General features: G+C 69.5%; 12 protein-coding genes. 5 read left to right on the forward strand and 7 right to left on the reverse strand.

Annotated elements, in window-relative coordinates:
• Nucleotides 1-85: 85 nt before the first annotated feature.
• The 5 genes from FM105_RS00960 to FM105_RS00980 all read right to left on the reverse strand — a co-directional run bounded on the left by FM105_RS00960 (nt 86) and on the right by FM105_RS00980 (nt 6,367).
• Nucleotides 86-1,537 carry a sodium:solute symporter family protein gene (locus FM105_RS00960; protein ID WP_087003330.1) on the reverse strand — a complete coding sequence of 484 codons (1,452 nt, stop codon included), beginning with the start codon at nt 1,535-1,537 and terminating at the stop codon, nt 86-88.
• A 278-nt stretch (nt 1,538-1,815) separates the two neighbouring features.
• Nucleotides 1,816-2,658, reverse strand: coding sequence for a crotonase/enoyl-CoA hydratase family protein (locus tag FM105_RS00965; protein WP_087003333.1), 843 nt, complete (start codon nt 2,656-2,658; stop codon nt 1,816-1,818).
• 69 nt (nt 2,659-2,727) lie between these two features.
• Nucleotides 2,728-3,972 carry a CaiB/BaiF CoA transferase family protein gene (locus tag FM105_RS00970; protein WP_087004229.1) on the reverse strand — a complete coding sequence of 415 codons (1,245 nt, stop codon included), beginning with the start codon at nt 3,970-3,972 and terminating at the stop codon, nt 2,728-2,730.
• The gene (locus FM105_RS00975) at nt 3,969-5,051 is read right to left on the reverse strand and encodes an acyl-CoA dehydrogenase family protein (RefSeq protein WP_087003336.1); all 1,083 of its coding nucleotides are present in this window, start codon (nt 5,049-5,051) and stop codon (nt 3,969-3,971) included. Before FM105_RS00975 ends, FM105_RS00970 begins: the two co-directional genes overlap by 4 nt.
• Nucleotides 5,052-5,065: 14 nt before the next feature.
• Nucleotides 5,066-6,367, reverse strand: a complete 1,302-nt coding sequence (locus FM105_RS00980; RefSeq protein ID WP_087003338.1) for an acyl-CoA dehydrogenase family protein — start codon at nt 6,365-6,367, stop codon at nt 5,066-5,068.
• A gap of 159 nt (nt 6,368-6,526) precedes the next feature.
• Between FM105_RS00980 and FM105_RS00985 the strand changes: the two genes are divergently transcribed.
• Nucleotides 6,527-7,279, forward strand: coding sequence for an IclR family transcriptional regulator (locus tag FM105_RS00985; protein WP_087003341.1), 753 nt, complete (start codon nt 6,527-6,529; stop codon nt 7,277-7,279).
• Between the two features lie 77 nt (nt 7,280-7,356).
• Here FM105_RS00985 and FM105_RS00990 read toward each other — a convergent pair whose 3' ends face one another.
• Nucleotides 7,357-7,986, reverse strand: a complete 630-nt coding sequence (locus FM105_RS00990; protein ID WP_256970167.1) for a class I SAM-dependent methyltransferase — start codon at nt 7,984-7,986, stop codon at nt 7,357-7,359.
• A gap of 12 nt (nt 7,987-7,998) precedes the next feature.
• Nucleotides 7,999-8,325, reverse strand: a complete 327-nt coding sequence (locus FM105_RS00995; RefSeq protein ID WP_087003344.1) for a hypothetical protein — start codon at nt 8,323-8,325, stop codon at nt 7,999-8,001.
• Between the two features lie 179 nt (nt 8,326-8,504).
• Here FM105_RS00995 and FM105_RS01000 point away from each other — a divergent pair, with 179 nt between their 5' ends.
• From FM105_RS01000 to FM105_RS01015, 4 genes are all read left to right on the forward strand, one after another.
• Nucleotides 8,505-9,911 (forward strand): TM2 domain-containing protein, encoded by a 1,407-nt coding sequence (locus tag FM105_RS01000; RefSeq protein WP_087003347.1) that lies wholly within the window; start codon nt 8,505-8,507, stop codon nt 9,909-9,911.
• Nucleotides 9,912-10,108: 197 nt separating this feature from the next.
• Nucleotides 10,109-10,654, forward strand: a complete 546-nt coding sequence (locus FM105_RS01005; protein ID WP_087003350.1) for a MaoC family dehydratase — start codon at nt 10,109-10,111, stop codon at nt 10,652-10,654.
• Between the two features lie 254 nt (nt 10,655-10,908).
• Nucleotides 10,909-11,907, forward strand: coding sequence for a Bug family tripartite tricarboxylate transporter substrate binding protein (locus FM105_RS01010; RefSeq protein ID WP_087003353.1), 999 nt, complete (start codon nt 10,909-10,911; stop codon nt 11,905-11,907).
• Nucleotides 11,904-12,491 (forward strand): tripartite tricarboxylate transporter TctB family protein, encoded by a 588-nt coding sequence (locus tag FM105_RS01015; RefSeq protein ID WP_087003356.1) that lies wholly within the window; start codon nt 11,904-11,906, stop codon nt 12,489-12,491. Before FM105_RS01010 ends, FM105_RS01015 begins: the two co-directional genes overlap by 4 nt.
• Nucleotide 12,492: the final 1 nt, after the last annotated feature.

Here is a 12,492-nt window from a genome sequence, read left to right on the forward strand (position 1 = left end):
TCACCATCGTGAGGCCCGCAGCCTCGGCGGAGAAGGGGTCAGGGCGCACCTGCCGTCCGAGATCTCGGACTTTGTGGCGAGAGCCTCAGACCTCGGTGGCCAGCTCCTGCTGCAGCTTCGCCGGGTCGGCCTCGGCGTCGGGCTTCGTGAGCAGGGAGACCACTATGAAGGCGATGAGCGACGCTGCGCCCCCGACCACGACCTCCGGGACGGCTCCGTAGTCGACGAGGCCGAACACGCCGGCGAGCCCGCCCACAGACCCCGCGATGATCGCGGCGAGGGCTCCCACGCGAGTGGCCCGCCGCCAGAGCAGACCGCCGATCACGGGCACGAAGACTCCGGAGGCATACATCGTGTAGGCGAGGGAGAGGACAGTGATGATCCCGGGCACGCTGAGTGCGAACACCAGCGCGCCCACACCCAGGATGAGGGTCCAGACGCGGGCGACGGCGAGAGTCCGCGGACTGTTGTCCTCCGGGTCGCGCCCCATGATCTCGCGGTAGAAGTCGTTGGTGATGTGCGTGCTGCCGGCGATCAGCAGCGAATCCGCCGTGGACATGACGGCCGCCAGGATCGCGGCGACGATGACGGCGGCGACGCCGATGGGAAGTACCTCGGAGATGAGGGTCGGCAGGGCCGACGACGAGTGCTCCAGGTCTCCGAACAGCGCACGCGCGCTCATGCCGCCGATGACCGGGAAGATCGCGAAGACCAGGAGGAGCAGGCCGGCGGAGATCGCGGAGATCCGCGCGACGGCCGCACTGCGCGCGGAGAAGAGGCGCTGGTAGAAGTCCTGACCGATGAGGTCGTACATGATCACCGGAGTGATGATGCCGAGCATCGCCATGACGCCCATGCCGACCGGGGAGAAGTAGTCGGCGCTCACGATGTCTCCGCTGGTCTCCGCGAACGTCCGCAGCCCGTCGAGTCCGCCTGCCGCACGCAGACCGGCGATCGCGGCGATGGGCACTCCGATGACGACGATGATGACCTGCACGGCGTCAGTGAGCGCCACGCCCCACATTCCCGCGAAGACCGTGTAGGCGATGAACAGCAGCACTGCGACGATGGCGCCGATCGTCGGATCGATGCCCAGGATGGCCAAGGCTCCGCCGGCGGCGTTGACCTGGGCGGCCACGATGCCGGTCACGGCGATGATGGAGAGGCCCGAGGCCAGACCGCGCACCATCTTCGAGTTGTAGCGAAGCGCGAGGTAGTCGGTGATGGTCCGCAGGGAGAGACTCCGCAGCCTCTCCGCTGACAGCACGCCCAGCAGGATGAGGCCCAGTGCGGTGCCGACGCTGTACGCGACGCCGCTGACGCCGTAGACGTAGCTGTCCTCGCTCACTCCCATGACCGCGCCGCCGCCGATGTGGGTGGCGGTCAGGCCCGCGATCACCATGAAGGGACCGAGCTTGCGGCCCGCCAGCATGAAGTCGTCCGAGCCCTTGATGAGCTTGGTCCCGGCGAGTCCGATCACCGCGACGATCCCCAGGTAGGCGGCGATGATGAGCATCATGATCGTCGTATCAGTCATTCCGATTCCCCGTTCAGCGTCCGTGAGTCGACGGCAGGGAAATGCACCCCTCCCCCGAGCCTCTCAGAGAGTACTGGGCCCCCCGGGACTCCGATGCACCGGGTGGGAGCCGGTGGGGCGACCGCGCGACGTTACCGCACGAGGGACCGCACGAAGTAACCGCACGTCGCCGCCGAGTGAGTACAACCTGGTCCACCGCAGCGCGTCCGGGGACCAGGTTGTACTCACTCGCGGGAGGGGGTGGTTAGCTGTCCCCCGCTCCCCTGCGAAGGTCGGGCTTACTCCCCCGTGAAGGTCGCGTCCCGCTTGTCGAGGAACGCCCCGATCGCCTCTGCGTGGTCCGGTGCGCTGTGGGCCAGCGGCTGCATCGCGGCGGACAGCTCCAGCAGCGACGACAGGTTCGACCCGTCCGACTCCTTCAGCAGCTTCTTCGCCATGCGCACGGCGTGCGGCGGGTTGACCGCGACGCGATCGGCCAGCGCACGCGCCTCCGACATGAGGTCCTCCGGCGCCACGACGCGGCTGACCAGACCCCACTCCAGCGCCGTCTTCGCGTCGACCCGGTCACCGGTGAGCGTCATCTCCGCAGCGCGCGCCGGCCCCACGAGGCGGGGCAGGAACCATGCGCCGCCGTCGCCGGGGATGATGCCGAGCTTCACGAAGGACTCCGCGAACCACGCCGTCTCCGACGCGATGCGCATGTCCGCCATCGCGGTGAGATCGCAGCCGGCGCCCACTGCCGGCCCGTTGACCGCGGCGATGAGCGGCACGTCGAGGCGCTGCAGCGCCAGCGGGATCTGCTGGATGCCGTAGCGGTAGCCGTTGCGCATCTGGTGCGGGTGCCCGCCGAACATGCCGGACTGGTCCCGCATCTTCTTCACGTCGCCGCCGGCGGAGAACGCCTTGCCCGCACCGGTGAGGATGACGACGCGGACCTCGGGGTTCGCATTCGCGGCATCGACCGCGTCGACGATCGCCGCGACCATGTCGTCGTCGGAGATCGGGTTGCGGCTGTCGGGGCGGTTCAGCGTCCACGTCTCCACGTGCCCGTCCAGCTCGACCAGCAGCGCGACGTCGTTCCCGCCGTCCTGCGGTGTCGTATCCTGCGATGTCTCTGTCATGGTGTGCTCCTCATTCGTCAGTGTGCTGCGTCGTGTGCGGACATCAGGTCCGGATACGAACCGGATCAGTCAGCGGGCGTCGGCACCCGCGGGCTCCCCCGCCGTGACGACGGTGCCGTCGTCCTCCAACCGGGCGATCCGCTGGTCGTCGAATCCGTGCCGCTCGAGGACCGCGCGCGTGTCGGCCCCCTTCGCCCGAGGTGCCCACCGGTACCCGGCAGGCGTCCGTCCCAGCTTCACCGGGTTGGCGATCCCGCGGTAGTCACCGTCCTCGAGCACCATGCCGCGGTGGCGAACCTGCGGATCGGCGAGAGCCTGCGACATCGTGTGGACCGGCCCACCGGGGACTCCGCGTGCCAGCAGGGACGCTCCGAGTGCCTCGCGCGCGAACCCTGCCAGGGCCTCGGCGAGTACGGCGCGCAGCTGAGGATAGTTCGTCACCCGGTCGCCGTTCGTGGCGAACCGGGGGTCGTCGACGAGCTCAGGCAGGCCGATCACCTCAGCGAACGAGCGGAACTGCCGGTCATTGCCGACGGCCAGGAAGAACTGCCCGTCGGCGACGTCGAACACGTCGTAGGGGGCGACGTTGCTGTGCGCGGATCCCATCCGCACAGGCTCGTCCCCGCCGTTGAGCAGGTTCGCCGAATGCGGGTGGAGCATCGCGATCGCCGAGTCCAGCAGAGCCGCATCGACGAGCTGTCCACGCCCTGACGTGTCACGCTCCCGCAGTGCCAGCAGGATCCCGGAGAACGACAGGTAGCCCGTCATCATGTCCACGATCGGCACGCCGACCCGGGTGGGCGGCCCGCCGGCCTCGCCGTTGATGCTCATCACAGCGCCATAGGCCTGCAGCACCGCGTCGTACCCGGGCGCTCCGCCCATCGGTCCGTCGGTTCCGAAGCCGGTGATCCGGCAGTGGATCAGCCGCGGATAGCGCTGCGCGATCGTATCGTCCGACAGTCCCCACTTCTCCAGGGTGCCTGCTTTGAAGTTCTCGATGACCACGTCTGCGTCCGCGAGCAGGCGGTCGAGCACCTCCATCCCGGCCTCGGTACGGAGGTCCAGCGCGATGTTGTGCTTGTTCCGGTTGAGCCCGGTGAAGTACGCACCGGTGCCGTCGGGCAGGAACGGCGGGCCCCAGGTGCGCGTGTCGTCGCCCGCGGGCGGCTCCACCTTGATGACCTCGGCACCGTGGTCCGCGAGCATCTGCCCGCACAGCGGTCCCGCGAGCACGCGCGACAGATCGACGACCGTCACTCCGTCCAAGGGGCGCGCCGCACCCTCGACCCCGTTCGGGTGGTCGGCCCCGCTCATGCCGTCACCAGCTCCCACAGGTCCGCGTCACCGTCGAGGACCAGCTCCTCGATCCGCGTCTCCCATTCCGCCGTGGAGCCGAACTCGCGGCGCCACCCCATGACGGGGCGCGTGCGCCGCTGCAGAGAGTGCTCGAGCGTCGTGCCGATCGCCCCGTGGATCTGGTGGGCGTTGCGCACGATCGTCTCCGCCGCTCCCCCGGCGCACGCCTTCGCGGCGGCGATGAAGAAGCGTGAGCGGGCGTCCTGCATGCCGTGCTCCGCGACGGTCAGCACCGCACGGTCCACGATGGTCCGCGTGAGTGCCGCCTCGCTCGCGACGTCCGTGACCAGCTGCTGCACGGCCTGGAACTTCCCGATCGGTCGGCCGAACTGCACGCGGGTCGTCACGTGCTCCACGCACAGCTGGGAGATCGCCTCGCCGGCTCCCGCCATCTGCACCGCGCGGCCCAGCGCCCCGCGGTACCGGAACTCGTCGGCGACCTCCGCGGAGACCTCGACCGCGCCGGCGACTCCCGTCGGCAGCACGACGACGGCCTGCGGCTCGCCGCTCACGGAGGTGCGCTCGTCGAACACGAGGTCGCTCGCCGCGATCTCGTAGACCTGCGGACGCTCGCCGCTCGAGTCGAGCACCACGACCGAGGCCGCAGCCGGCAGCCACGGCACCGTCACCGGACGGCCGGTCGCCACTGCCTCGGCGGCGGTGGAGATGGCCGGAGTGCTCCCGGCGGCATCGGCCGGCGAACCGGTCGGGGCCTCGGCAGAAGCGGGCGGCCCAGCCGCATCGCGCAGCCAGCCGGCCAGCAGATCGTGCTCGAGCAGGGGCAGCGGCACGCCCGCGGAGGCGGCCTCGCCGAGCACGGCGGCGGCCTCGAGCCAGCCGGCATCGCTGCCGCCGGAGTCCTCGGAGCCGGTGAGGCGGGCGAGCCCGGTCTCCTCGAGCGTCGCCCACACCTGGGCGTCGAGGGGGCGGGCGACGGTGTCCGCGAGTCGGTCCGCCGCGTCCGTGAAGATGTCGGCGGCGACTGTGCGGAGTTCGGCTGCGACCTCGGCCGCGTCGGTGATCTGTTCGTTCGTCATCGTGTGTTCCTCTCTCACCGCAGGCCCAGGCTGCGCGCGACCACGCCGCGGAGCACTTCGTTCGTCCCGCCGCGCAGGGTGAAGCCGGGACGCTGCGCGATCGCGGCGTCGACCAGGTCCTGCAGGCGGGGGTTGTCTGCGGCGACGTCGCCGACCAGCCGATCGACGGTCTCCGCGATGTCGCCTTCCTCAGTGGTGCCGAGCACCTTGACCAGCGCGGCGGCGGTGTCCGCGTTCTCGCCGGCCTGCAGGCTGGAGGCGACCGACAGCGACATGTGGTGCAGCGCGGTCACGCGCGCGACGTGGCGGCCCAGCGCTCCGCCTGTGGCGGGGAGGGCGGACGGCGCGGCCGAGGCGGTGGTCGCGGTCGAGGCGGTGGTCGCGGTCGAGGACAGCGAGCCGACCGTGGCCGCCCGGGCCGGCAGCGACGAGCCGCTGTCTGCGGGGCCTTGGCCTGCGGGAGCGTTCTCGAGGGGGGCCTGCGTACGCGCTGCGCGCAGGTGGTCGAAAGCCTCCTCGAGCAGGGCGAAGGTCGACAGGAAGCGCTCCGGGCCGCTGCGCTCGAAGGCGAGTTCGGATGTGACCTGGTGCCACCCCTCCCCCGGCTCGCCGAGCACGCGGTCGTCCGGGATGAAGACGTCGTCGAGGGTGACCTCGTTGAAGTGGTGGCCGCCGTTCATCGAGACGATCGGGTCGATGCTCACGCCGTCGGCGCGCAGATCGACGATGAACTGCGAGAGCCCCGCGTGGCGGTGGGCGGGGTCGAGCGGCTCCGTGCGGACGAGCGCGAAGAAGCCGTCCGCCACATGACCGCCGGACGTCCACGTCTTGCGGCCGGTGATGCGCCAGCCGCCCTCGACGCGGCGTCCCTTCGTCTGGACGCTCGCGAGGTCGGAGCCGGATTCGGGTTCGGACATGCCGATGCCGAAGCACAGGTCCCCGGAGGCGATCTTGGGCAGGAAGGCCTGCTTCTGCTCCTCCGTGCCGAACCGCAGCAGCGACGGGGCGATCTGGCGGTCCGCCACCCACTGCGCGGCGACGGGGGCACCCATGGCCAGCAGCTCCTCCGTCACCGCGAAGCGCTCGAGGAACGTCCGCCCGTGTCCGCCGTACTCCGTGGGGATCGTCATGCCGACCCAGCCGCGGGCGGCGAGCTTCTTCGTGAAGTCGTTGTCCCAGCGGGTCAGCCACGTGTCGACCCACGGGGTGAAGGTGCCGGCTGCGGCCTCCCGGCGGAGGAAGCTGCGGACCTCCAGTCTCAGTGCGCGGGTCTGCTCGTCCTCTGTGACGAGCTGCGGGACGAGTTGTCCGCCCATCCGGGTGTCACCTCAATCGTCGTCGGAGCCGCGGGACTGTCTGTGCACCGCGACTGACCTCACACATTAATACGTGATCCTGTACTCGTCTACTTAATTGCGGTGGACGATGGGACGAATCTACACTGTGGCGAAGACCGCTGACCCTCTGGAGACCCCGTGCACACTCCCCCCTCGCCCGACGGGGCGAAGCCGCGACCGCGCCACCGGATGATCGACCGGGTCGCGGAGATCCTCGACCTCGTGGCCAGGCGCCCTCATGGGGCGAGCCTCACGGAGCTGGCGCGGATCCTCGAAGCACCGCTGAGCTCTGTCCAGGGCCTGTCGAACGGCCTGGTCGCCACCGGGTACCTGGAGGAGCGCGACAGGCTCTACACGCTGGGGCCGGCCCCGCACTTCCTCACCCGGCTCGCGGGGACCCCGGATTCGGATGTCGTCACGCACGAGGATCTGGCGGAGATCTACGAGCAGACGGGCATGACGACCGTGCTGGGGATCATCGTGGGATCCGACCTCTACTACGTCGACCACGCCTCGACCAGCCCGACGTACGGCTATCTGGCGGAGAACTACGTGAAGCGGTCGCTGCTGCGCTGTTCGAGCGGCTGGGTGCTGCTCGCGGGCATGGAGCGGCGCGACCTGTGGGCGCGGCTGGGGGCGGCCAGGGAGCAGGATCAGCCGCTGGTGGAGCGCTTCCTCCAGGAGCTGCCGGCCATCGAACGCGACGGGTTCGTGGTGACACCGGATGTATCAGAGGTGGAGATCGAGGGGATCGCGACTGCGGTGCAGGTCGACGGCCGCACGGTCGCAGCGGTCGCCTGCATCGGCGACCACGCCGAGGTGCGGGACCGCGCGGACGTCATCGTCGACTTCCTGCGGGGCAAGCGGGAGCGGTGGGGCGCGGGGCGCTGAGGCGGGTGCGCTGAGGCGACGGGCCTGACTGACTGAGCCGAGGCCTCGGCGACGGGATCCCGGCTGGGGCGGAAGCGTCAGCGGCGGGAGAAGACCGCGACGAGGAAGTCGTCCGCCGCCGGCTTCAGATCCCACGTGCCCAATCGCAGGTCGAGGGTGAGCCCGGCCGCATCAGCATCCGCGAAGAACTCATCGAACGAGTACCCGCGACCCGCGCCGAACCCGCAGACGAAGCGGCTGTCCGGGTCCATGTGATCGGCGATGCGCTCGAGCACCAGGCGGCGCTCGTCCGACGCGACGAACGTCATGACGTTGCCCGCCATGACGACCAGGTCGAATCGGATGCGGTCGCCGTACGGCTGGCGCAGGTCCATCTGCCCCAGATCGACGGCCTGCCAGTCGGCGTCCGGATGATCCTCCTGCGCGACCTCGATGAGGTAGGGGTCCAGGTCGACTCCGACGACGGTGTGTCCACGCTGTGCGAGCCAGCCTCCCACCCGGCCGGTGCCGCAGCCCGCGTCGAGGATCCGTGCACCCCGTTCCGCCATCGCGTCGATGAGGCGGGCCTCGCCGTAGACGTCCTGGCCGGACGCCTCGATGCGCCGCCACCGGTCCGCGTAGTTCTTCGAGTGCTCCGGATTGCGTTCGAGCGCTTCGGTCCACAGGTTCCCGCGGCGCTCAGGCTGCGCGGCACCTCCGATGGTCAGTCCCGCCACGCGTCAGTCCCGATCGACCAGCAGGTACGAGGCACCCGCAGCGACAGCCGTGACCGACAGGACCGCCGGCCAGGGGCCGATCTTCTTGGCAAGCGGATGGGAGAGCCCGAAGCCCAGGACGTATGCGGCGGACAGCCCGACGGTCGTCCCCGCACCCCGCTTCTGCAGCCACGTGCGTCCCGCGTACGCCCCCGCGGCGGCCAGCACGGCGCCGCCCAGAGGACGGATCATCGTCTCCCGTGCCGTGAGGTAGCCGCCCAGCAGACCCAGTGCGACGACGGGTGCGGTCGAGACCTCGTGCGCGTCCTTGAAGATCGGTTCATTGCTCATGTCTCGGAGTCTACGCACGGGGTCTGACACACGCGCATGGCCGTCCTGTTACACGGCGGATCCGTCTAAGCAACGCGGACGTGTCAGACTTGTCACGACCCCACCTCGGGCGGGCCGCGCAGCATGCCGCGCGCACATCCGCGCAGCGGACCGCCCCCGCAGTCGAAGAGGAAGACCCCATGTCTCAACCGCCCTACGGAACCTCCGGTTCCGGTTCCGCCGACAACGGCGAGCCCCAGTACAACCCGAACACGGGACTGCCCCTGTCGTCCTACGGATCCCAGGACGACTACCGCGGCGACCAGAGCCAGTTCGCCGGACAGTACGGCGGCGGGCAGGACGGCGGCGGGCAGTACGCTTCGCAGCCCGGTCACTACGGCGAGGACGCCGGACAGTACGGCGGCGCTGCACCCTACGGCGCTCAGCCCGACCAGTACGGCGGACACTACGGCTCCCCTCCCGGCCAGTACGGCGCGGCTCCCGACCAGTTCTCGACCGCACAGTACGGATCCGAGCAGTACGGGGCCGGACAGTACGGGTCGGAACAGTCGGCTTTCGGCGGCTACGGCGCAGGCCCGGCACAGGGCGAATCGGACAAGTCCTTCGTCGTCACGTGGCTGCTCGGCTGGCTGCTGGGCACCCTCGGCGCGGATCGCTTCTACCTGGGCAAGATCGGCACTGCGATCGCCAAGCTCCTCACCGCGGGCGGTCTGGGAATCTGGGCACTCGTCGACCTCATCATGCACCTCGTCGGTGCGACGAGGGACAAAGAGGGACGCAGGCTCGCGGGCTACGACCGCCACAAGAAGAAGGCCTGGATCATCACGATCGGCGTGTGGCTGATCGGCATCGTGCTCAACATCATCCTCGTGATCGTCCTGACCATGACCGGCGCACTCTCCTTCACCGGCGGGACGACGCCCGGTTCGGATGACACGACGACGTCGGACTCCTCCGATGACAACGCGCAGGACGATCAGGCCGGAGGCGACGACGCCGGCGACGCACCGGACGACCAGCAGGCAGCCGGGGGCGCTGCCGCCGACTGGGCCGATTCCACCTACGGCACGTTCGAGCCCACCACGACGAGCGGCTCCGGCGAGGACGTCGTGGCGCTGCCGGAGGACGTCACCGCTGCCTACGTGACGGTCGAGGACGTGAGCGGCGACGGCGTGCGCACGTACGGCGTCGACGATGCGGGCGAGATGACGGGCTCACAGCTCGTGGCGCTGACGGACGGCGGCTCCGGATCCAACGTCATCGGGGTCGACGACTACGGCGACGCGACCGGCATCGAGGTCAGCGCGACAGGCGATTGGACCATCACCCTGGCCCCCATCTCCAGCGCGCCGGCGATGCCGGAGAGCGGCACGGGTCCCGGAGCCTTCCTCTACGAGGGACCGGGCGGCGAGGCGACGCTCAGCCACGACGGCGAGTCCAACTTCATCGGCCTCCAGTACACCGACAGCTCGACCAATCTCATCGTGAATGAGATCGGCGTCTGGGACGGCGCGGGCACCGTGGAGCCCGGCCCGTCGCTCGTGACCGTCTCCGCAGACGGCTCGTGGGAGTTCGTCGTCGGCTGACGCACGTCCTGCTCGACACCCGCCAGACGGCGGTCCGCCCGGTTCACGGTGCGGACCGCCGTCTGTCATATGGGCTCCCCCACCGTCATCGGTGCGTCCTCCGTACGATGGTGGCGATCACACTCCGCCCGGAACGGGCCGGAGGCGCGCGGGGCCCAGGCACTGCGCTCGACACCCCAGGCACGGAGGAACCGAGTATGACCACGCACTACGGATGGAACGGCCGCTACTTCGAGGACTTCGTCGTGGGCGACCGCTTCGAGCACCCGCTGGGCCGCACTGTGACCACCACGGACAACTCCTGGTTCACACTGCTGACCCAGAACACCGCACCGCTGCACTTCGACCACGAGTACGCCGCGAACACGGAGTTCGGCCAGCCGCTCGTGAACTCCACGTTCACGCTGGCGCTGGTGACCGGCCAGACCGTCACGGACATCTCGCAGAACGTGTTCGCGAACCTCGCGTGGGAGAACATCAGCCTCCCGAAGCCCGTGTTCGAGGGCGACACGATCCGCTCCCGCTCCGAGGTCCTGGGCGTCCGCGAGTCGAAGTCGCGCCCCACGATGGGCATGGTGACCGTCCGCACGGAGGGCTACAACCAGCGCGATGAGGTCGTCTGCTCCTTCGAGCGCACGGCGATGGTCTACAAGACGGGCCACGGCCCCAACGCGGAGCGCATCGCGAAGCTCGAGGAGAAGTACGCGGCGAAGGACGCCGAGGCCGCCGGCACCGAGGGCTGACACCGCCGACTCCGCCGCACACGACCCGGGCGTCTGCTCCAGGATCAGGAACCCACCTGATCCTGGAGCAGACGCCCGGGTCTTTCCCTGTGCGCATAGCCACATCCCGCCCACCCGTCCACTGAAACCAGGGGATTGTTCGCTGTCTCACAGATGACGCTAAAGTTGTCCGGACTCACAGCCGTCGGCAGCCATCGCAGTGCGGTGGAGCGGCCGATCGGACAGAAGAATTCCGCAAGGAAGAGGAACCCCCTATGAAGACGTCATCAGGCGTCCGGCGCACCGTACTCGCCGTCTACGCGATCATCACTGCGGTGGTGGTCGTGGCGGCGATGACGGTGTCCGTCAAGAAGGCGACGGCCGCGCCGGACATCACCGCGAACCTCACGCTCATCGCCCCGGCAGGACCCGGCGGAGGCTGGGACGGGTTCGTCCGCGAGCAGCAGCAGGCGATGCGCTCAGCCGGTCTGGTCGGCAATGCGCAGGTCGTCAACATCCCCGGTGCCGGTGGGACGATCGGCCTGGGCCGCTTCACCACGATGGGCGACCGGTCGGACACGCTGCTCGCCACCGGCTCCGCGATGACCGGCGGCGTGCTCATCAACGACTCCCCCGTGGGCTACGACGATGTCCGCCCCATCGCGAAGATCGCAGAGGACTACGACGTCGTCATCGTGCCCGCGGACTCCCCCGTCGAATCGATCGACGACCTGCTCGCGGAATGGTCCGAGGATCCGAAGGGGCACCCCTGGACGGGCGGCTCCGCGGGATCCCTCGACCACCTCGTCGTCGCAGAGCTCGCACTCGCGGGCGGACTGGACGCCAGCGAGATCACGTTCATCCCCAAGTCCGGCGGCGGCGAAGCCATCCAGGCGCTCCTCAACGGCACCGCGGACTACGCGGCGACCGGGTACAACGAGGTCTCCGACCAGATCGAGGCCGGCCGTGTCCGCGCAGTCGGCGTGACCGGACCGGAGCGGATCGAGGGGACGGACATCCCGACCATCATCGAGCAGGGGCACGACGTCGAGCTCTCGAACTGGCGCGGCATGCTCGCCACGAAGAACGTCCCCGAAGAGGAGTTCCAGCAGCAGCTCGACCTCCTCGCCCAGATGCGGGAGACCCCCGAATGGCAGGACGCGCTGGAGCGCAACGCCTGGGCCGATGCGTGGGAGACCGGCGACGATCTGGACCGGTTCCTCGACGAGGACCGTGAGAAGACGGAAATGCTGCTCGAGGAGCTGGGACTGTGAACGAGGAACTGCAGGAAGTCGCCCCGGGCCAGTCGATCGACCCGGAGGTCTACGGCACCGAACAGGTGAAGGAGCACGGCTGGTGGACCGGCCGTGCGGGACTCGCGATCCCGGCGCTCATGGTGGCCGTCGCGACGTACATGCTCATCAACCAGTTCACGATGGATGTCGCCCCCGATGCGGAGGGCCCCGGCCCACGGTTCTTCCCCGGCGTCCTCATCGCCGCGCTGTTCGTCATCGCGATCGCGCTGGCCGTGGACATCATCCGCAAGCCCCAGTCGCCGGAGATGGCGGTGATCACCGACCAGGACCAGGTGGGCACGGTCCACTCCTGGTACACCGATTGGCCGCGGCTCGCTTGGGCGGTGGGCGGCATGGTCGTCTTCATCGCGCTGCTGCTTCCTCTTGGCTGGATCCTCGCGGCCGCACTGCTCTTCTGGTGCATCGCCCGCTCGATGGGGTCGAAGCGCCCCGTCTTCGACATCACCCTGGCGCTGCTGTTCTCGAGCGCCATCTACCTGATCTTCGGAGTTGCGCTGTCAGTCGATCTGCCCAGCGGCTTCATCTTCGGGGGAGGACTCTGAC

Origin of the sequence: Brevibacterium yomogidense (assembly GCF_900163715.1) — a bacterium.
Taxonomy (GTDB): Bacteria; Actinomycetota; Actinomycetes; order Actinomycetales; family Brevibacteriaceae; genus Brevibacterium; species Brevibacterium yomogidense_A.

Coding starts and splice junctions, on each gene's coding strand:
- FM105_RS00975 (WP_087003336.1), bottom strand. CDS start 5,051: ATGACGAACGAACAGATCACCGACGCGGCCGAGGTCGCAGCCGAACTC.
- FM105_RS00965 (WP_087003333.1), bottom strand. CDS start 2,658: ATGACAGAGACATCGCAGGATACGACACCGCAGGACGGCGGGAACGAC.
- FM105_RS00980 (WP_087003338.1), bottom strand. CDS start 6,367: ATGGGCGGACAACTCGTCCCGCAGCTCGTCACAGAGGACGAGCAGACC.
- FM105_RS00970 (WP_087004229.1), bottom strand. CDS start 3,972: ATGAGCGGGGCCGACCACCCGAACGGGGTCGAGGGTGCGGCGCGCCCC.
- FM105_RS00960 (WP_087003330.1), bottom strand. CDS start 1,537: ATGACTGATACGACGATCATGATGCTCATCATCGCCGCCTACCTGGGG.
- FM105_RS00995 (WP_087003344.1), bottom strand. CDS start 8,325: ATGAGCAATGAACCGATCTTCAAGGACGCGCACGAGGTCTCGACCGCA.
- FM105_RS01000 (WP_087003347.1), top strand. CDS start 8,505: ATGTCTCAACCGCCCTACGGAACCTCCGGTTCCGGTTCCGCCGACAAC.
- FM105_RS01010 (WP_087003353.1), top strand. CDS start 10,909: ATGAAGACGTCATCAGGCGTCCGGCGCACCGTACTCGCCGTCTACGCG.
- FM105_RS01005 (WP_087003350.1), top strand. CDS start 10,109: ATGACCACGCACTACGGATGGAACGGCCGCTACTTCGAGGACTTCGTC.